Consider the following 19,562-nt stretch of genomic DNA (forward strand, 5'->3'; position numbering starts at 1 on the left):
GCCCGGCAACTTGGCTGATCTTGACTGGCGCCCTAGGGCCAGGCTCGGTGTGGACGGGTCAGGGCAGGGGTTTGGACAGGTCGTAGACGGTCTGGGTGCCGACGGTGAGGGCGGTGTAGTGCTGCTGCACCCAGGCGGCGATCTCCTGGCTGCTGCCGCCGCGACCGCCGAAGCCGCCCTGGCCGCCGCCGACGAAGTAGCCGATCCTGCCCTGCTGCGCCCACTGCTGGAACTGGGCCAGCGTCGGAGCCGGGTCACCGGACCAGCCGCCCATACCCATCACCGACTTGCCGCTGGCCAGCTCCAGCGCGGCCGCGCTCTGCGCGCCGGACACCGCCGCCGCCCAGGTACGGTCACTGCCCTCGATCAGCTTCACCAGCTCGGCGTCGGCGGGAGCCTCGCCGGGCATGCCGCCGCCGGGGCGCATACCGCCGCCCGGGAAGCCGAACCCCCCGCCGTCACGGTTGCCGCCCTGGCCCTGCTGGCCCTGGGCACCCTGGCCCTGGGCACCCTGACCGGTGCCGTCCTGGCCGGGGAGGTTCTGGCCGGGGAAGCCCTGGCCCGGCAGGTTCTGGCCGTCCGGGCGGAAGCCGCCGGGGAAGCCGCGCATGCCGCCGAATCCGCCCGAGCTGGCCGGGCCGGCGAGCGGGATGCTGCCAGTGTGCGGCGTGGACACGGTCTGCACCGTGTATGCGGCAGGTCCGGCGAGCATGCCCACCCCTGCCGCGACCGCGCCGGCGAACGCGAACCGGCTCGCCCGCGCGGCGCGCCACGGCACCAGTAGCGCCACCGCGCCGACCACGCACAGCACCAGCACGACAGACCGCAGCCATGGTTGCCAGTCCACCCGCCCGAGCAGAACGAACGCCCACCACCCGGTCACCAGCACCGCCGCGGCCAGCCCCGCCCGCGCCACCCACGCGGCCCACGGGCGCAGCCCGTCGCCAGCACCGGCCGCACTGCCGCCGGAGACCGGCGCAGCGTTGGAGATCGCTGTCTGCGGTCCTTCGGCAGCACCAGTGGCCACGTTCTGACCGGAAACGCCGATCATGCCGCCTGCAATGGCGACGGCGCCGACGCCGGATCCGTCGGCGAGTGGGGCCGGACGGGGGTCGCGCAGGTGCCAGAGGAGGACGGAGCCGCCGCCGACCAGGGCGCCGAGCGCGGGGGCGAGCGCGACCGTGTAGTACTCGTGCACGATGCCTTCCATCAGGCTGAACACGAGCACGTGCGTCACCAGCCAGGCGCCCCAGAGGATCAGCCCGGCCCGCGCCGCGTCGGTGCGCGGCCGCCGCCACGTCACCACCAGCCCCGCCACCAGCAGGGTCAGCGCCGCGGGCAGCAGCCAGGAAGCCTGGCCGCCCATGGAGTCGTTGAACAGACGGGTCAGCCCGGCCTCGCCGCCGAACCCGCCGAACCCGCGCCCGCCACCGGGCATCCCGCCATCGGGCATGCCGCCGGGGAAGCCGCCGGTGCCGCCGGAGACCGCGCCGGTCAGGCCGCCGCGCTCGTTGCCGGTGAGCCGGCCCAGCCCGTTGTAGCCGAGGGTGAGCTCCAGGATGGAGTTGTTCGTGGAGCCGCCGACGTACGGCCGCGAGCCCTTGGGCCACAGCTCGACCAGCGCCACCCACCAGCCCGCCGCGACGATCATCGCCCCGGCGGCGGCCAGCAGCTGCCACACCCGGCGCCAGAACCGGGTCGGCGCGCAGATCAGGTACACCAGGCCCAGTGCGGGCAGCACCAGCAGCGCCTGCAGCATCTTGGTCAGGTAGCCGAACCCGACCGCCGCCCCGGCGGCGACCAGCCACCACGTCGAGGCGCGCTCCAGAGCGCGGGTCACCGCGTACGCCGCGAGCACGAGCAGCAGCGTCAGCAGCGCGTCGGGGTTGTCGAAGCGGAACATCAGCGCCGCCACCGGGGTCAGCGCCAGCACCGCCCCGGCCAGCAGCCCGCCGGTCTCCCCCGCCCAGCGCCGCACCGCCGCGTACGTCAGCGCGACCGCGCCGACCCCGCACAGCGCCTGCGGCACCAGGATGCTCCAGCTGGAGAACCCGAAGATCCGCGCCGACAGCGCCATCAGCCACAGCGAGGCGGGCGTCTTGTCGACGGTGATGAAGTTGCCCGCGTCCAGCGAGCCGAACAGCATCGCCTTGAGGTCCTGCGTGCCCGCCTGCACGGCGGCGGCGTAGTAGCTGTTGGCCCAGCCGGAGGCGGACAGGTCCCACAGGTAGAGGACCGCGGTGCCGAGCAGCAGCACCAGCAGCGGGACCCGGCGGCGCCACCGGGCCGCCCGGCTCGCGGCGGCCGGACCGGCGGCGGCCGGACCGGTACGGTCGCCGGGCGGCGCCGCGGTGAGCACGCCCGGGTCGGACGCGGGCGGCGCCGGGGTGACGGCGTCGGATGTGGACATCAGTGTTCCCCCTTGAAGACCCACGACCGCAGCAGCGTGAACCGTAGCAGCGTGGCCAGCAGATTCGCGGTCACCAGGACGGTGAGTTCGGCCGTACGCGTGGTCGCGCCGGCGATCAGGTGCAGGGCGGCCAGCGCCCCGCTGGTGAGCAGCAGGCCCAGGGCGAAGACGAGCAGGCCCTGCGCCTGGTGGCGCAGCGCGTCGGCCGCGCCCCGGATGCCGAAGGTGAGCCGCCGGTTGGCGGCGGTGTTGGCGATCGCGGTGACCGCCAGCGCGGCCAGGTTCGCGCCCTGCGCGCCGAGGTACGGCTGGGCCAGCGCGTACAGCAGCAGGTAGGCCAGGGTGCTGACGACACCGACGAGGCCGAACCGGACCACCTGGCGCAGCAGTGAGCTCTCGGGGCGGGCCAGCGGGGCCCGGCCGAGTTCGGCGCGCAGCCGGGCCAGCGGCAGCGCGCCGGTGAGCAGGCTGCGGCCGAGCCGGGCGATGCCGCGCAGGTCGGCCAGGATGGTGGCGGCCAGGTCGACCCGGCTGTCGGGGTCGTCGACCCAGTCCACCGGCACCTCGTGGATGCGCGCCCCGCTGTTCTGGGCCAGCACCAGCAGCTCGGTGTCGAAGAACCAGCCGGTGTCCTCGACCAGCGGCAGCAGTTCGCGGGCGACGTCGGCGCGGATGGCCTTGAAGCCGCACTGGGCGTCGCTGAACGACGCGGCCAGGGTGCCGCGCAGCAGCAGGTTGTAGCCGCGCGAGATGACCTCGCGCTTGGCGCCGCGCACCACCCGCGACTGCCGGGTGAGCCGGGTGCCGATGGCCAGGTCGGAGTGGCCGGACAGCAGCGGCGCGATCAGCGGCGGCAGCGCGGCCAGGTCGGTGGACAGGTCGACGTCGAGATACGCCAGCACCGCCGCGTCCGAGTGGGACCAGACGTGCCGCAGCGCCCGCCCGCGCCCCTTCTGCTCCAGCCGTACGACGGTGACCTCGGCGAACTCGGCGGCCAGAGCGGCGGCGACGGCGGGGGTGGCGTCGGTGCTGGCGTTGTCGGCGACGGTGATCCGGAACCGGTACGGCACGGTGGCGCGCAGGTACTCGTGCAGGCGCCGCACGCTGGGGCCGAGGTCGGTCTGCTCGTTGTAGACGGGCACCACCACGTCGAGCACCGGCGCTGCGGCGGTGGTCTCGACCGGGGCGCGCCGGGCCAGGGTCGGTGCGGTCATGACGCGGTCTCCTCGGTGAGGTCGTAGACGGTGGTGCCGGAGACGGTCCGGGCGGTGAAGTTCTGCGCGACCCAGGCCGCGATCTGGCTGCCGACGTCGCTGCCGCTGCCGGAGTCGAAGCCGCTGCCGCCGATGAACCAGTGCACCCGTCCCTCATCGACCCATTCCTGGAACCGGGCCAGGGACGGGGCGTTGTCGGTGCCGTTGAAGCCGCCGATCGCCATCACCGGGCGGTTCACGGCCAGCTGGTATCCGGCGGCGTTGTTGGCGCCGACGGCCGCGGCGACCCAGTCGTAGCGGTCGGCGTCGGCGGTGAGCAGGGCCTGCAACTCGGCGCCGGGGGTGGTGGCGTTGAGCAGGCCGCCCATGCCTGCGCGCGTACCCCCGCCGCCGAACCGCTGCCCGTCACCGGCGCCCGCGCCCGGACCACCGCCGGGCTGTCCGCCCTGGCCCGGCTGCCGGGCCTGGCCGCCCGGACCGCCGAACCCGCCCGGCTGTCCGCCCCGGTTGGCGAAGCCGCCGGGGCCGCCGCCGCGCATGCCGCCGAAGCCGCCGCCGGTCGACGGGCCCGCGCTCGGGATGGCGCCGGTGTGCGCCGACGCGGCCGTCTGCACCGCGAACGCGGCCGGACCGGTCAGGCCCAGGGTCAGCGCGAGCACCGCGAGGCCGCGCTGCGACCAGGCGGGCAGCAGGTGCGTGGCCAGCAGCGCGCACGCGGTGGCCAAGGCGCCGACCAGGACCAGCCAGCGCAGCCAGGGCACGAAGTCGGCCGCCTGGCCCAGCAGGGTGTACGCCCACCAGCCGGTCCCGGTCAGCACCGCCGCCGCCACCGCCACCGCCCAGGACCGGTCCCGCAGCCGCCACAGCAGCACCGCGCCCGCGCCGGTCAGGGCGCCGAGCGCCGGGGCCAGCGCGACGGTGTAGTACGCGTGGAAGATGCCCGCCATGAAGCTGAACACCAGGCCGGTGACCAGCAGCCAGCCGCCCCACAGCACGAACCCGGCCCGGACCAGGTCGGTGCGCGGCCGCCGCCAGGTGACCGCGATCCCGACCGCGAGCAGCGCCAGCGCCGCCGGGAGCAGCCAGGCCGCCTGCCCGGCCAGGTCCGTGCCGAACAGCCGCAGCGCGCCGGTCTCGCCCCAGCCGCCCGCGCCGCCGACGCTGCCGACCTCCTCGCCGGTCAGCCGCCCGAACCCGTTGTAGCCCAGGGTCAGCTCCAGCACGCTGTCGCCCTGCGTGCCGCCGATGTACGGCCGCGAGTCGGCGGGCCACAGCTCCACGACCAGCACCCACCAGCCCGCGGCGCCGATCATCGCGGCGGCCGCGACCAGCAGCTGCCCGCACCGCACCGCCAGCCGGGGCGGCCCGAACAGCAGGTAGACCAGCGCAAACGCGGGCAGCACCAGCAGCGCCTGGAGCATCTTGGCCAGGAAGCCGAACCCGACCGCCGCGCCCGCCCAGGCCAGCCAGCGGGTCTGCCCGGTCTCCAGCGCCCGGGTCAGCGCGTACGCGCCCGCGACCAGCAGCAGCACCAGCAGCGCGTCGGGGTTGTTGAACCGGAACATCAGCACCGCCACCGGCGTGGTGGCCATGACCGCGCCCGCGATCAGGCCCGCGGCCGGACCGGCGAAGCGGCGCACGGTGGCGTACAGCAGCGCGGTGGCGCCGACGCCGCACAGCGCCTGCGGCAGCAGGATCGCGTACGGGTTGACGCCGAACAGCCGCACCGAGGCGCCCATCAGCCACAGCGCGGCCGGGGTCTTGTCGACGGTGATGAAGTTGGCCCCGTCGAGCGAGCCGAAGAAGAACGCCTTCCAGCTCTGCGAGGCGGCCTGGGCCGCGGCCGAGTAGTACGGGTTGGCCCAGCCGGAGCGCGACAGGCCCACCAGGTACAGCAGCGCGGTGCCGGTCAGCAGCGCCGCGAGCGGGGCGTGCCGCAGCCACGGGCGGCGCGGCGCCGCGGCCGCCGGTGGCGGGTCGGTGTCCGCCGGGGCGGCGGTGGCGGGCGTCAGGGTGCTGGTCATGCCACCGAGCGTGACGGCGCCGCCTCGGCGCGACGTCAGCCGAAGCTGGATGTCACCTCGGGATCGCCTGCATTCATGCTCGATGCAGCCGGAGGTCGGCGCGCGCGGCCGTGGTGGCGACCAGCCGGGCGTTGGCCTCGTCGCTGCGCAGGACCCAGTCGCGGGCGGCCGCCTCGTCCAGGCCCTTGGCGAGCTGGCGCGCCAGCAGCCCGTCGACCCGCTCGGCGTCGTCGGCCGACAGGTACACCGCCAGGTCGAGCAGCCCGCGCACCCGGTCCCAGGGCGCGACGTCGAGCAGCAGGTAGTTGCCCTCGGTGATCACGACGTCGGCCTCCGGCGGCACCGGCACGGCCCCGGCGACGGGCTCGTTGAGGACGTGGTCGAAGGTCGGCGCCCACACGGTCTCGTCGGTGGTGTCGCGCAGGCGGCGCAGCAGGGCGGCGTATCCGGCGGCGTCGAAGGTGTCGGGGGCGCCCTTGCGGTCGGCCCGGCCCAGCCGCCGCAGCTCGGCGTTGGCGAGGTGGAAGCCGTCCATCGGCACGACCGCGGCCCGGTCGAGGCGCTGTGCGAGCAGCTGGGCCAGGGTCGACTTGCCGGCGCCGGGGGCGCCGGTGATGCCGACGAACAGGCGCCCGGGGCGCCCCTCGCGCAGCCGGTGCACCTGTTCGAGCAGCTTGGTGAGCATCGCCGCCCAGTCTGTCAGGCCGGGTCGGCCAGCGCGAGCAGCGCCAGCCCCGCCTCGACCACGTCGTCGGCCGACCACTCCAGCGCCGGGGCGGCCACGGTGATCTCGGCCATGGCCCGGCCGGGCGCCCGGTCGGCGAATCCGCCGCACAGCCAGGTCTTGCGCTGCTCGGCCAGGGCGATCACGGCCTCGTTGAGCCGGTCGGCGGGGCCGGGCAGCCAGAGCTGGAACTGGTGGGTGTGCGGCACCGCCGGGTGCACCACCGCGCCGGGCAGCTGCGCGAGCGCCGCGGCCACGACCTTGGCGTGGGCGACGTAGCCGGGCAGCCGGGGCAGCTCGCGGTCGAGCCCGGCCAGCGCGGTCAGCGCCGACGGCCACTGCTGGAACAGGTTGCCGCCGTAGCGGTGCCGCCAGGCGCGCGCCTGCGCGACGAAGTCGGCCGGACCGGCGACGACGGCCCCGGCCAGGCCGCCGAGGGTCTTGTACAGCGACACGTACACGCTGTCGGCCAGTGCCGCCACCGTGGGCAGGTCCACCCCCCAGTGGTGCACCGACTCCCACAGCCGCGCGCCGTCGAAGTGCACCCGCGCCCCGCGCGAGCGGGCCGCCTCGACGACCTCGGTCAGCTCGTCCCAGCCGGGCAGCAGGAAACCGGGCTCGCGCAGCGGCAGCTCGACCAGCAGCGTGCCGTACGGCTCGTCGAGGTCGCGCACCTCGGCGGCGGTGGGCTGGCGGGGCTCGCGGGTCGGGAAGACCCCGCGCAGGTCGCTGAGCGACTCGTACGCCCCGCGTTCGTACGCCTCGACGTGGCTGAGCGGGTGCAGTGCCACGACCGGGCTGCCGGTGCGCTCGGCCCAGCAGCGCAGGGCGACCTGCTGGGCCATGGTGCCGGTCGGGAAGAAGACCGCCGCCGGCTTGCCCAGCAGCTCGGCCACCCGCCGTTCCAGCTCGGCGACCGGGCCGCCGCCGTAGAAGTCGGGCCAGCCGTCCAGGTCGAGGCCGTCGAGCAGCGCCAGCTGCTCGCGCATGGTCGGCGTGCGGTGCGCGGACAGGATCCGGTCGCAGCCGCGCTGGGCGCGGCGGCGCCGGTCGGCGGGGTCCTCGGTCACCGCGTCATGATGCCACGCGGCGCGGCCGGGTTCACCCGTGTTCGGCGCAGGCGGCCAGGGCGGCCGCGACCAGCGGATCATCGCGGTCGTACGCCTCCAGCAGCGGCACCAGCGACGGATCGCCCAGGGCCGCCGCGCTGGAGAAGGTCAGCGCGCTGGCGCCCTCGTCGGCCAGCGCCGCCGCCACCAGCGCCGCCGCCCTCGGGTCGCGGCGCCGGGCCAGCCCGTGCACGCCCTCCTCGAACGCCGGGGGGTACGGGTCGCCGGTGCGGGCCCACAGCGCGGCCCGGATCGCCTCGGTGTCGGCGTCGAGCCGGGTGCCCAGGCCGTGGGTGGCCCAGTCGCGCACGTGCGGCTCGGTGTCGGCGCTCAGCCGGATCAGCGCGGCCACCCCGGCTGCCCGGTCCGGCCCGGCCAGCACCTCGGGCAGCGCCGCGGCGACCTGGTGGCGCACGTCGCCGTCGGGGTGGGCGGCCAGGTCGAGCAGCACCGGCAGCGCGTGCGGGCGGCCGCTGCCGCCCAGCGCCTCGACCATGGCGCAGAGCACCTCGGGTTCCTTCTCCAGCCCGGCCACGTCGGCCAGCAGCGCGGCCACCTCCTCGCGGCCGCTGTCGCCGCCGACCTCGTCGACCACGCGCAGCAGGCGGCAGGCGGCCGCCCGGACGACGGCGTCGTCGTCGCGCAGCCTGGTGCGGGCCAGGTCGACGGCGGCGCCCGCACCGCCCGCGGCCAGCCGCAGGAGCGGATCGCGGAAGGCGTCGTCGTCATAGGGCTCCGCGCGGTACGCGTGCACCGACGCGGAGAACAGCCGGACCGTTTCGTCAGCCAGCTCGCTCATGACTGCATCCTGACAGGACGACCCGCCTCCCGCCCAGCCACTGACCGGCTGATCGCACACGCTGTGCGTGCCAATTCGAGTCGATCTCACGTACCCCGGCCAGCGACGTGATCTCCGCGAAACATGCGCGGAACTGACCGATGTCTATCCGACAGAAGCCTTTGCATCAATTCACCTCAATGCTTTGCTGGCGCGCGACTCCGTCCCCGCACGGAACCCCCCTCACGGAACCCCCTAACGGAAAGGTGTCGGACATGCCCAGACCGTCCTCTCGGTCGCGCCGCGTCCTGGCTCCGCTGCTCACCCTGCTCGCCCTGCTCGCCACCGTGCTCACGGCCGCCTCCCCGGCCCAGGCCGCGGTGCCCAACCGGTTCGGCTTCGTGCTGTGGAACGGCGCCGCCGTCGTGCCCACCGGCACCACGCCCGCGGCGACCACGGTCGTCCCGATCGGCGTCGGCCGCTACCAGGTCAAGTTCCCCGGCCAGGCCGCGATCGGCGGCGTGGTCCACGTGACCGCGATCAACACCGCGCCGCACTCCTGCCAGGTCGAGGCGTTCGGCGTGTCCGGTGCGGACGAGATCGTCAACGTCCGCTGCTTCAAGGTCGGCGGCGTGCTGGACAACAGCGGCTTCAGCGCGATCTTCTCGCAGAGCTCGGGCGTCAGCGGCTTCGGCCCGTTCGGCTACGTCGACACCCAGGCCAGCGGCGCGATCGTCGGCCAGTACAACGCGTCCGGCGCCGCCAACACGGTGACCCCGCTCGCGGTCGGGCAGTGGCTGGTCCGGTTCCCCGGCATCGGCAGCGCCGGGCCGGTCGACGGCAGCGTGCAGGCCACCCCGGTCGGCACCGTCAACGCCCGCTGCAAGGTCGCCAACTGGAACTCGCTCGCCGCCGAGCAGCGGGTGTGGGTCTACTGCTTCACCCCGGCAGGCGCCCCGATGAACACCCGGTTCACCCTGACCTACCAGCAGAAGGTCTCGCTGTACGGCCCGTCGTGGCCGCCGAAGTACTTCGGCTACCTGTGGTTCAAGCCGCCGGTGGGCCCGGCGACGACCAACTTCAACTCGGTGGGCGGCTTCGGCGTCAACACCGTCGCCGGTTCGGGCGCGGGCCTGTTCCTGGTCACGTTCCCCAACATCGCGTTCACCCCGGACACCGTGCAGGTCACCGCGTTCGGCACCACGCCGGACTTCTGCGGCCTGAACACGACCTGGGCGCACATCGGCACCAGCACCGTGGTCCGCGACGTCAACTGCTTCACGGTCAACGGCACCCCGGTCACCTCCGGCTTCACCGTCAGCGCCAACTCACTGCTGTAACACCCTCTGGCCAAGTTGCCGGGCAATCGGGCGTCACGGGGCCCGAGATTCGCCCGACTGCCCGGCAACTTGGGCATGTACTGCGGCCTAGGCGGCGGTGATGCGGCGCAGGGCGCGGGCGAGCAGGCGGGCGTACAGGTGCTGGAACCCCACCACGCCGTACGACCCGAGCCGGGTGTACCACAGCGCCGGCCGGCTGAACGCGGTCACCGAGAACCACGTCCGCCCGTCGACCAGCTCCACCAGGAACGACTCCTCGCCGCACTCGGGGTGGCCCGCCAGGGTGCCGTACGCGAATCCGGCCCGCTCGGCGGTGTCCTCGACCCACACCACCTCGCACGGCGCCTGCACCCGCAGGTTCGCGAAGCCCAGTCCCGACGTGACGCGAAGCCCCGGCACGGCCCGGGGTCCGGCCGCGTCCATCCGCACCCCGATCGCGCGCTGGGCCGCGAAGGTCAGCACCGCCCGCGCCGCGGGCGCCATCGCCTCGGGGCCACCGAGGACGGTCCGGTAGCGCAGATGGTGGTACCCGCGCGGCAGGACCTCGTCGCGGGTGGCGCCGACCTCGGCATACGTGAACACGGCCGAAGGTTATCGCAGCCCCGCCGGGCGACGGCACCGAGCGTTGCGGCTCCCGGATGCATAGACTGGCGCTCATGGACCTTGGACCCGTAGCAGGGGCCCGCGCGACCCGCGGCACCCGGCGCCACATTTCCCTGTTCGCCGTCACGGCCGTGGCCGCAGTGCTCGCCTTCGGCGCGGGCTGCGCCGGGGCCGCCGAGCCCGGCACCGGCAACACCCCCGAGAGCACCACGCAATCGCCGGACGGCCGCGTCGCGGGCGTCACGGTCACCGTAGAGAAGACCGGCGGCATCGCGGGCGTGAACGAGCGCGTCAGCGTCGAGCGTGACGGCAGCTGGGTGAAGGTCGGGAACTCAGGCAAGCAGGCCTCCGGCACCCTCACCGCCGACCAGCTGAGCCAGCTCCAGACGCTGACCGCCGACCCGGAGCTGGCCAAGGAGGCGGCCCGCAGCCCGCAGCCGTCGAACTGCCGGGACGCGTTCAACTACAAGGTGACCGTGGACCGGGCCGGGCAGCAGACGGTCTCGGCCTACACCGACTGCCCCAGTGACAAAGATCTTCCAGCGGCGACCCAGAAGGTCGCGCTGCTGGTCACCCAGGCTGCCGGGAACTGATCTTCATCCATACGCGTCACTGACGGCACGCGGGGTCGGTTTCGCTGTCGGCGCGGGTGGTTACGCTCCCCGCGATGATGATTTTCTTCCGCTCCCTGCGGCTGCGCCGCGCGGCCCGGTCCTACTTCGGGTGGGACCGGCTGCGCCCGGCGCAGCTGGACGCCATGCGTGCCCTGCTGCGCGGCCGTGACACGGTCGTCGTGCTGCCCACCGGCGGCGGCAAGTCGGCCGTCTACCAGGTCACCGCCTCCCTCCTCAAGGGACCGACGGTGGTGATCTCGCCGCTGCTGGCCCTCCAGCACGACCAGATCGGCAACCTCAACGACCGGGGCAACCCGCTGCTGCGGGCGGTGCGGGTCAGCTCGGCCGAGACCCCGGCCCGGCAGGCCGCGGCGCTGCAGGAGGTGCGCGAGGGGAAGGCCCGGTTCCTGTTCATCACGCCCGAGCAGCTGAGCTCGCCGGAGCGGCTGGCCGAGGTGCGGGCGCTCAAGCCGAAGCTGGTCGCGGTCGACGAGGCGCACTGCATCTCGTCGTGGGGCTACGACTTCCGCCCCGACTACCTGGCGCTGGGGCACATCATCCGGGGCCTGGGCCGCCCGCCGGTGGTGGCGCTGACCGCCACCGCCTCCCCGCCGGTGTGCGAGGACATCATCGACCGCCTCGGCATGCGCAAGCCGGTCATGGTGCGCACCGGGCTGGACCGGCCGAACCTGTTCCTGGAGGCCACCCACTGCCCCGACGAGGACTACCGCTGGCGGCGCCTGCTGCAACTGCTGGAGGCGAGCAAACCGCCCGGCATCGTGTACGTGCCGACCCGCGCCGCCGCCGAGGACCTGGCCGAGCGGCTGACCGCGGCCGGGCACGAGGCGCACGCGTACCACGGGGGCATGGCGACCGGGGTGCGCACCCGCCGCCACCAGGACTTCCTCGCCGACCAGATCTCGATCATGGTGGCGACCTCGGCCTTCGGCATGGGCATCGACAAGCCCAACATCCGCTGGGTGGCCCACTACGCGCTGCCGGACTCCCCCGACAGTTACCTCCAGGAGATCGGCCGGGCCGGGCGCGACGGCGAGCCCGCGCACGCCCTGCTGCTGCACCGCGCCGAGGACGTGGCCCTCCAGCGGTTCTTCACCGGCGGCGCGCCCGACCTGGCCGAGCTGCGCACCGTCGCCGCGGCACTGCACAGCGGCCCGGTCAAGAACCGCACCACGCTGGGCAAGACCACCGGGATCGGCCCGCGCAAGCTGACCAGCTACCTGACCATGCTGGAGCAGGTCGGCGCGGCCGCGATCAGCGTCAAGGGCGAGATCAGCGTCCCGCGCTACGCGCCGCTGCCCGACCTCGCCGCCCGGACGGCCCTGGCTGATCACGAGCGCCACCAGGCCGGGCAGCGCTCGCGCATCGACCTGATGCGGCGCTTCGCCGAGCAGCGCGGCTGCCGGATGCAGGCGCTGCTGGCGTACTTCGGCGAGCAGCTGAACGAGCCGTGCGGGCACTGCGACAGCTGCCACGGCGGCACCTCCGAGGTGATCTCGGCCGACGTCCCGTTCCCGCCGCACAGCAAGGTGCGCCACGCCGACTGGGGCGCGGGCACGGTGCTCGGGTACGAGAAGGACCGGATGACGGTGCTGTTCGACGAGGTCGGGTACAAGACGCTGTCGGTGCCGGTGGTGCAGTCGCAGCGCCTGCTCGTGATGGAGCCCGCCTAGCCCGACCGGACCAGCGCCATGCCCGCGACCAGCTTGGAGTGAAACTGTGGCATTCATGTAGGGCTATTGCCTACGGTGCGCCGCATGCGGAAGTCCAAGCGGACCACACTGATCACGACGGCGGCCGCGCTGCTGCTCCTGGCATCTCAGGGGGCGGCGTACGCGGCCGCGCCGACCCCCGTGTACGCCCCGTCCAGCTCGATCGCCGACCCGGGAGTGCTGCGGGAGAACGGCGACTTCTACGTCTACTCGACCGGCTCGGCCGTCCGGGTGAGCCGGGGCGACGAGGCCGCCGGGCCGTGGACCGACGAGGGCGCGGGGCTGGATCTCACCCCCCGGCCCGCCTGGATGGCCGACGACGGCATCTGGGCGCCGGACGTCTGGCGCACCAGCGCCGGGCTGGTCATGTACTTCTCGGCCGTGGCGAAGGACTTCGGCGGCCAGCGGTGCATCGGGGTCGCGGTCAACACCGGCACCGACCCGGGCGCCACGTTCCAGCCCACCGACCACCCCCTGGTCTGCCCCGGCGGGCGCCAGGGCGGCGACGACCGGGTGCCGGGGCGCCCGATCGCCGACGCCGGGGTGATCGACCCGTCCCCCTTCACCGACAGCGACGGCAAGCGGTTCCTGCTCTACAAGACCCAGCAGACGCCGTCGACGCTGCGCATGGTGCGGCTGACCGCCGACGGGGTGTCCTGGTTCGGCAGCGACAGCGGCGAGCTGCTCCAGCGCGACGGCATCATCGAGAACCCGGTCCTGGTCCAGCGCGGCAGCCAGTTCGTGCTGCTCGCGTCCCGCTACGGCTACGACAACTGCAGCTACGCCACGGTATGGCTACGGTCCACCGACCGCTGGCACTTCGGCGGCGCGACCGAGCACAGCCTGCTGACCACCGCCGGCTCCGGCATCTGCGGGCCGGGCGGCGCCGACGTCACCGAGTCGCTGGACGGCGGCTGGCGCCTGCTCCTGCACGGCTGGGTCTGCGGCACCGGCACCAAGCCGTGCACGACCAGCCAGATCGACGGCGGCGCCGACCACCGCCGCTCGCTGTACGCCGCCGTCCTCAGCTGGGGCGCCGACGGTGCCACCCCGACCGTCGGCGCGTTCCTGTGACCTACCGAAAGGACTCCCCCGTGCGCCTGCGCAAGAGCAGCCTCGCCCGCGCCGTCGCGGTGGCCGCCGCCGTCGTCCTGGCGGTGGGCCTCGCCCCGGCCGCCCCCGCCGCGGCGGCCAACGTCACCTTCCGGGCCGGCACGCTGAACATCCTCAACGAGCTGAGCCAGGCCGCGTTCGCGGCCGACCTCCAGCTGATCACCTCGAAGGCCGACCTGGTCGGGCTCAACGAGGTCGCCGCGCGCAAGACGTACCTGCAGAACTGGGCCGACGCCAACGGCTGGTGGTTCTTCGCCCCCGACCCGACGGCCGCGTCCAACGAGGCGCTGCTGGCCCGCAAGAGCATGTTCGACGTGCTCGACAAGGGCAAGGTGTTCGCCTGCGACACCAACCCCGGCGAGGTGCCGCCCGCCCGGTACACCACCTGGGCCAAGTACCGGCACAAGGCCAGCGGGCGGGTCGTGTTCCACATCAACCTGCACGCCAACGCCAGCATCGAGGAGGGCGGGCACCCGGTCGACATCCCGCGGACGCGGTGCGCGGAGAAGCAGTTCCAGGACGTCAAGGACCTGGCCACGCTGAAGAAGGACGAGGGCCAGGTCATCGTCACCGGCGACCTCAACGTCGACTTCAGCGCCGACCGGGCCGTCGGCTACGCCAAGTTCCCGTGGCAGGTCTTCGAGGCCAACCAGCTGCCCAACCTGCGCTCGGTCTACAACCTCTACGGCGAGAAGGGCACCGGCACGCACGGCAGCCGGCACATCGACTACGTGTACTTCTGGAAGCGGCTGGAGGAGTACCAGGTGATGTGGATGACCGACTACCGGATCGTCACCGGCACCAACTCCGACCACAACGGCGTCGTCGCCGACTTCTCCATCAGCGTCGCCTGACGCGCGGCGCGGGCCGGCATCCGCATGGGATGCCGGCCCGCGCCCGTCTGCGCTCAGTACGTCCAGAGCACCGCGTGGTATTCGCCGGTGGTGGCGTCGAGGTTGGACTGGCCGACGATCTGGCCCTTGTTGTTGTTGCCCCAGGCCATCGTCTGCCCGCCGTGCAGCCCCGGCAGCAGCTTGGCCGCGCCGCCCTTGGGCCACCACACCGCCCGGTAGCGGTAGCCGTCGGTCCGCCAGCCGACCACGTCGGCGCAGTCGTTGAGGTCGGTGCTGCTGCCGTACGCGCTGCCCGCGGGCAGGGCCAGGTCGCGCAGCACGCCGCCCTTGCGCAGGAACGCGCCCTGCCCGGCGTCGCCGCTGACGTCGCCGAACCGGTTGACGCCGGTCGCGGTGCCGCCGGAGACGGTCTGGATCACGCCGTTCTTCCAGGTGACGGTCAGGCCCTCGGTCGTGCCGGCGATGATGCCGTTGGCGGACACCGAGGCGGGGATGATCGGCACGCCCGACCCGGTCGTCAGGGGCGACATCACGCCGTCGTGCCAGCGGAAGCCGCCGAGCCCGCCGGTGCCGTCGGCGTAGTAGCCGACGACGTTGCCCGCCTCGTCGATCCCGACGGAGACGCTGTCGCCGCCGAGGGTGCCGAGGTCGCGCATGCCGTACCCGGGCTGCCAGAGGAAGGCGTGGACGCTGCCGTCGGGCAGCGAGCTGGCACCGGCGATCTCGCCCTTGTCGTTGATCGCCGAAGCCCACGCGCGGGGCCCGCCCAGCGTGCCGAGGTCCTGCATGTGGCCGTTCTTCCACCGGAACGCCCGCTCCGGCGGGTTCTCCTGCACACCGATCTGGCTCTCGCCGACGACCACGCCGTGGTCGTTGATGTCGAAGGCCTGGCTGCAGCAGGTGCCGGTCAGCGTGCCGAGGTCGACCACGTGCAGGCCCGCCGCCGCCGCGGGAGCGCCGGGCAGCAGGGCCGCCACGGAGGCGGCCAGCAGGCCGGCCGGCAGCAGGCGCCTGATGAGGTTCTTCACGAGCACTCGCTTCCTGTAGGGAGTGAGATGTCGCCGAACACGCCCGAGCAGGCGTGCGGCCCCAGTCTGCTCCGAAATGGACTGCGTGTCGGTCAGCTACCCGACCCGGCGCGTCCCGCACGCCGGGTCGGGGCAGCTCAGCGCGGCGGGGTCACCCCAACGGGGCGCCGATTCGGGCCGGATTCACGACCCTCGGGGGTACGGACGGCTCCGGGTCGACCGAGCGCAGGATCTTGCCGGGAATCCTCGGCAGCGCCGGGTCGCCGGCCACCGGCCCGTCCGCGCCGACGACCTCCGACGGCGTGATCTTTCGAGCCGAGCCGGGCCGGCCGACCGGCGCCGCGCCCACGCCCCACGGCGGTTCGTCCGGGTTCACCGACGGCGACGCGGACGGCGCGGCCGACGGCGATCCGCTCGGCCCCGGCGACGGCGACCCCGACGGCGCGGCACTGGGCGAGGCACCCGGCGACGCACTCGGCGCGGCGCCGGACGATGCGCTGGGCGAGGCACTGGGCGAGGCACTCGGCGAAGGCGGGACCGAGGGCGAGACGGACGGCACCGGAGCGGGCGAGGGCGTCACCGGCACGACCGGCGGCACGGGCGCGCTCGGCGACGGCGACCCGCTCGGCGGGACCGACCCGCTGGGCGACGCGCTCGGCGACGGCGCGGGCGACGCGGCGGGCGAGACGGACGGGGACGCCGACGGGGAAGGCGCGGGAGCGGGCGACACGGTCTCGTCGCCATCGCCGTCGCAGCCGCCGCAGCTGTAGAAGATGATGTCCCAGTGGTTGCCCTCGTCGGTGTAGAGGTTGCCCGACGGCGCCTTGTACTGGTAACCCCAGCCCTTGATCAGGCCGACGTATCTGAAGTTCTCCTTGATGTACTTGCCGATGCAGCTGTACTTGCTGATGTCGAGCTTCCACCCGTTCCAGTGGGTGTACGTGCCCGACCCGTGCCCGGTCTCGGTGCCCCCGGTCACCATGATCGCGCAGTCGCTCGCGTCGCGCAGGGTGAGGATGCCCTCGACCGTGGTGCGCCGGACGTCCTCGAACGAGGTGCAGCTGGGCTTGTCGCGATCGGAGCAGTTGCCGCTGGACCACCAGGTGATGCCCGCGTCGCGGAACATGTCGGTGGCCTTGCGGTGGCTCAGCTTCGCCGCGGCGGAGGCGCCGGTGGGCAGGCCGAGCAGGATGACGGCGATGGTGGTCAGCAGGACGAGACCACGCCGCGACGCAGGAGACATATAACGACTCCGTCCGGGGATGAGAAACGGGCTACAAGGAATGTATTCCTCATAACTCACGAAAGGTACATACTTTCGTAATTGCCCCAGATGGCGAAGCCGGTTCGCATTCGCTCAGCCGATTCCCAGCGGCGCGGGCGCCCGGTCGGCCGGGGCGGCTGCCACAATCGCGGACATGCGACTCGACGACGTGTGGCTGCGCTACGGCCGCGGCGGCCCCTGGGTGCTGCGGGGCGTCACGGCGACCGTGCGCCCCGGGGAGATCGTCGTGGTGCTGGGCCGCAACGGCGCCGGGAAGTCCACGCTGCTCCAGCTCGCCGCCGGGGTGCTGCGCCCCGGCCGGGGCCGGGTCACCGACCGCCCGGCCGTCGTCGGCTGGGTGCCCGAGCGCTTCCCCGCCGACCAGCCGTTCACGGTCGAGACCTACCTGACCGGCCTCGGCGCCGTACGCGGGCTGCCGCCGCAGGCCGCGCGGGCGGCCGCGGGCGGCTGGATCGAGCGGCTGGGGCTGGACGCGTTCCGGCAGGTGCGGCTGCCCGAGCTGTCCAAGGGCACCGCGCAGAAGGTCGGCCTGGCCCAGGCGCTGCTGATGCCGCCCCGCCTGCTGATCCTGGACGAGCCGTGGGAGGGCCTGGACGCCGCCACCCGCGACCTGGTGCCCGAGATCGTGCTGGAGGTCGCCGCGAGCGGCGGCAGCGTGCTGCTCAGCGACCATCGCGGTGAGACCGTGCGGCTGCCCGGCGCGGCCCGGTGGACCATGGCCGACGGCACGCTCGCGGTGGAGTCCGGGGACACGGCGCAGACCTGCGTCGTCGAGGTGGCGGTGACCGCCGCCGACCTGCCGGAGGCGGTGGCCCGGCTGCGGGCCCAGGGGCACCAGGTGCTGCGGGTGCGCGAGGAGGTCGGCTCGTGATCGCGCTGACGCGGCTGCGGCTGCTCGGTTTCGTCCGCACCGGGCGGGCGGTGGCGCCGCTGATCGCCGCCGCCGCAGCCCTGTCCATCCTGTACGGCGGCGGCCAGGCGCGCGCCGCCGAAGCGTACGGCGTGTCGGCGCTGGTGCTGTTCCCGCTGCTGGCCTGGCAAACCAAGATCCTGCTGGACGTCGAGCCGGACGTGCAGCGGCGGCTGGCCGTGGTCACGGTCGGCTCGCCGCGCCGCGAACTGGCCGCCGGGCTGCTCGCCGCGGGCCTGGCCGGGCTGAGCACGGTCGCGCTGGCCATGGCGGCGCCGTGGATCGCGGGGGCGCTCAAGCCCGACGACGGCTCGGGCACCGCGATCGGCCTGGTCGCGCACCTGCTGGCACTGCCGCCCGCGGTGGCGCTGGGCGGGCTGGCCAGCCGGGCGGTCACCCGGGGCGCGGGCAACGGCGCGGCGGTGCTGGTCACCGGCTCGGTGCTGGCGATCGTGCTGGGCCTGAAGACCTCGCCGATGCAGTGGCTGGTGCCGCCGCTGATGGCCGCCACCAGGCTGACCACGGCCGAGGACTACCCGGGCTCCAGCGTGCTGGCGGTGCTGGGTCAGGCGGCGCTCTGGTCGGCGGCGGCGCTCTGGGCGTACGCCCGCCTGCGCCGCCACCGGGTCTGAAGCCCGTCGGAGTGCAGCAGCAGCATCAGCCCGCCCGCGACCAGGCCCCAGAACGCGGCCCCGACACCGAGCAGGCTGGTGCCCGACGCGGTGACCACGAACGTCACCGCCGCGGCCGCGCGCCCCGGTTCCGGGGTGAACGCGCCCGCCAGCGCCGAGGCCAGCGCGCCCAGCAGCGCCAGCCCGGCCACCGCCTCGATCAGCACCGGCGGTGACAGCAGCACCAGCGCGGTCGCGGCCGTGGCGCACAGCCCCAGCGTGATCATTCCGGCGCCCGCGGTGACCGAGGCGATCCAGCGGCGGCGCGGATCGGGGTGCGCGTCGGGCCCGGCCGCCAGCGCGGCGGTGATCGCGGCGAGGTTGACCGCGTGCGCCCCGAACGGTGCGGCCAGCGCCGTCGCCAGGCCGGTGCCGGCGAGCACGGGCCGCAGCGGCGGGGTGTAGCCGTACCCCTGGAGCACGGCCATGCCGGGCACGTTCTGCGAGGCCATGGTGACCAGGAACAGCGGCAGCGCGAGGCTGACCACCGCCGGCAGCGTCAGCGTCGGCACGGTGAAGGCGATCTCGGGCCGCACCGCCACCCCGCCCGGCGCTCCGGATGTCGTCACCGCGATCGCCACGGCCGCCGCCGCCAGCGCCGCGGGCACCGCCCAGCGCGCGGCGAACCGGCTCAGCAGCGCCCAGATGACGATCACCGGGAGGGCCAGCCGGGGCACCTCCGACAGGGCGCGCACCGGGGCCAGGCACAGGTTGAGCAGCACCCCGGCCAGCATCGCCGAGGCGATCGGGCGCGGGATCGCGGTGATGGCCCGCTCCAGCGGCGAGAACAGCCCGGCCACGATGATCAGCAGGCCGGTGAGCAGGAACGCGCCGGTCGCCGCGGCGAACCCGCCCGCGACCGGGCCGGTGGCGGCCAGCAGCGCCGCGCCCGGGGTGGACCAGGCGATGCTGATCGGCAGCCGGTGGCGCAGCCCGAGCACGATCGCGACGACCCCGGCGGCGACGCTGACGGCCAGCAGCCCCGAGGCGGCCTGCCGCTGGTCGGCCCCGACGGCGCGCAGCCCGGCCAGCACCACCGCGAACGTGCTGGCGAACCCGACCAGCGCCGTCACCAGCCCGGCCAGCACCGGTTGCAGCGTCCGTCCCATGGCGCCTCGCCCTCCCCTGCGGCGGTGTTCCGTATACGGAACACGG

At 74.2% G+C, this 19,562-nt stretch carries 17 protein-coding genes; 7 read left to right on the forward strand and 10 right to left on the reverse strand.

Going from position 1 to position 19,562, the window contains the following annotated elements; genetic code table 11:
* Window positions 1-58: 58 nt before the first annotated feature.
* The 6 genes from Cs7R123_RS09865 to Cs7R123_RS09890 all read right to left on the reverse strand — a co-directional run bounded on the left by Cs7R123_RS09865 (window position 59) and on the right by Cs7R123_RS09890 (window position 8,280).
* The gene (locus tag Cs7R123_RS09865) at window positions 59-2,410 is read right to left on the reverse strand and encodes a glycosyltransferase family 39 protein (protein ID WP_212825364.1); all 2,352 of its coding nucleotides are present in this window, start codon (window positions 2,408-2,410) and stop codon (window positions 59-61) included.
* Window positions 2,410-3,624 (reverse strand): glycosyltransferase, encoded by a 1,215-nt coding sequence (locus tag Cs7R123_RS09870; protein ID WP_212825366.1) that lies wholly within the window; start codon window positions 3,622-3,624, stop codon window positions 2,410-2,412. Before Cs7R123_RS09870 ends, Cs7R123_RS09865 begins: the two co-directional genes overlap by 1 nt.
* Complete coding sequence (locus tag Cs7R123_RS09875; RefSeq protein WP_212825368.1) at window positions 3,621-5,648, reverse strand: glycosyltransferase family 39 protein; 2,028 nt, start codon at window positions 5,646-5,648, stop codon at window positions 3,621-3,623. The genes Cs7R123_RS09870 and Cs7R123_RS09875 overlap by 4 nt, the downstream gene beginning before the upstream one ends.
* Before the next feature lie 73 nt (window positions 5,649-5,721).
* Window positions 5,722-6,333: a nucleoside/nucleotide kinase family protein gene (locus tag Cs7R123_RS09880; RefSeq protein WP_212825370.1), complete on the reverse strand. Its 612-nt coding sequence runs from the start codon at window positions 6,331-6,333 to the stop codon at window positions 5,722-5,724.
* 14 nt (window positions 6,334-6,347) lie between these two features.
* On the reverse strand, window positions 6,348-7,442 hold the full coding sequence (locus tag Cs7R123_RS09885; protein ID WP_212825372.1) for a low specificity L-threonine aldolase: 1,095 nt from the start codon (window positions 7,440-7,442) through the stop codon (window positions 6,348-6,350).
* Window positions 7,443-7,473: 31 nt separating this feature from the next.
* A complete protein-coding gene (locus Cs7R123_RS09890) occupies window positions 7,474-8,280 on the reverse strand; it encodes a HEAT repeat domain-containing protein (RefSeq protein WP_212825374.1) in 807 nt (268 codons plus the stop codon).
* A 254-nt stretch (window positions 8,281-8,534) separates the two neighbouring features.
* On the opposite strand from Cs7R123_RS09890, the gene Cs7R123_RS09895 reads away from it, so the two are divergent.
* Window positions 8,535-9,599 carry a hypothetical protein gene (locus Cs7R123_RS09895; RefSeq protein ID WP_212825376.1) on the forward strand — a complete coding sequence of 355 codons (1,065 nt, stop codon included), beginning with the start codon at window positions 8,535-8,537 and terminating at the stop codon, window positions 9,597-9,599.
* A gap of 87 nt (window positions 9,600-9,686) precedes the next feature.
* On the opposite strand, the gene Cs7R123_RS09900 is transcribed toward Cs7R123_RS09895, so the two are convergent.
* Entirely contained in the window at window positions 9,687-10,181 is a 495-nt protein-coding gene (locus Cs7R123_RS09900; protein ID WP_212825378.1) for a DUF1990 family protein, read from the reverse strand.
* Between the two features lie 74 nt (window positions 10,182-10,255).
* Between Cs7R123_RS09900 and Cs7R123_RS09905 the strand changes: the two genes are divergently transcribed.
* The 4 genes from Cs7R123_RS09905 to Cs7R123_RS09920 all read left to right on the forward strand — a co-directional run bounded on the left by Cs7R123_RS09905 (window position 10,256) and on the right by Cs7R123_RS09920 (window position 14,513).
* Complete coding sequence (locus Cs7R123_RS09905) at window positions 10,256-10,795, forward strand: protealysin inhibitor emfourin (protein ID WP_212825380.1); 540 nt, start codon at window positions 10,256-10,258, stop codon at window positions 10,793-10,795.
* 74 nt (window positions 10,796-10,869) lie between these two features.
* Window positions 10,870-12,507 (forward strand): ATP-dependent DNA helicase RecQ, encoded by a 1,638-nt coding sequence (locus tag Cs7R123_RS09910; RefSeq protein ID WP_212825382.1) that lies wholly within the window; start codon window positions 10,870-10,872, stop codon window positions 12,505-12,507.
* An 84-nt stretch (window positions 12,508-12,591) separates the two neighbouring features.
* Window positions 12,592-13,620, forward strand: a complete 1,029-nt coding sequence (locus Cs7R123_RS09915) for a family 43 glycosylhydrolase (protein ID WP_212825383.1) — start codon at window positions 12,592-12,594, stop codon at window positions 13,618-13,620.
* A 20-nt stretch (window positions 13,621-13,640) separates the two neighbouring features.
* The gene (locus Cs7R123_RS09920) at window positions 13,641-14,513 is read left to right on the forward strand and encodes an endonuclease/exonuclease/phosphatase family protein (protein ID WP_212825385.1); all 873 of its coding nucleotides are present in this window, start codon (window positions 13,641-13,643) and stop codon (window positions 14,511-14,513) included.
* Window positions 14,514-14,566: 53 nt separating this feature from the next.
* On the opposite strand, the gene Cs7R123_RS09925 is transcribed toward Cs7R123_RS09920, so the two are convergent.
* The gene (locus tag Cs7R123_RS09925) at window positions 14,567-15,541 is read right to left on the reverse strand and encodes a hypothetical protein (RefSeq protein WP_212825387.1); all 975 of its coding nucleotides are present in this window, start codon (window positions 15,539-15,541) and stop codon (window positions 14,567-14,569) included.
* Window positions 15,542-15,692: 151 nt separating this feature from the next.
* Window positions 15,693-16,784, reverse strand: coding sequence for a hypothetical protein (locus tag Cs7R123_RS09930; protein WP_212825389.1), 1,092 nt, complete (start codon window positions 16,782-16,784; stop codon window positions 15,693-15,695).
* A 175-nt stretch (window positions 16,785-16,959) separates the two neighbouring features.
* Between Cs7R123_RS09930 and Cs7R123_RS09935 the strand changes: the two genes are divergently transcribed.
* A complete protein-coding gene (locus Cs7R123_RS09935; protein ID WP_212825391.1) occupies window positions 16,960-17,697 on the forward strand; it encodes an ATP-binding cassette domain-containing protein in 738 nt (245 codons plus the stop codon).
* A complete protein-coding gene (locus tag Cs7R123_RS09940; protein WP_212825393.1) occupies window positions 17,694-18,368 on the forward strand; it encodes a hypothetical protein in 675 nt (224 codons plus the stop codon). The genes Cs7R123_RS09935 and Cs7R123_RS09940 overlap by 4 nt, the downstream gene beginning before the upstream one ends.
* Here the strand turns inward: Cs7R123_RS09940 and Cs7R123_RS09945 are convergent.
* Window positions 18,302-19,516, reverse strand: a complete 1,215-nt coding sequence (locus tag Cs7R123_RS09945) for a benzoate/H(+) symporter BenE family transporter (RefSeq protein ID WP_212825395.1) — start codon at window positions 19,514-19,516, stop codon at window positions 18,302-18,304. The genes Cs7R123_RS09940 and Cs7R123_RS09945 overlap by 67 nt on opposite strands.
* Window positions 19,517-19,562: the final 46 nt, after the last annotated feature.

This window comes from Catellatospora sp. TT07R-123, from assembly GCF_018327705.1.
Lineage (GTDB): Bacteria > Actinomycetota > Actinomycetes > Mycobacteriales > Micromonosporaceae > Catellatospora.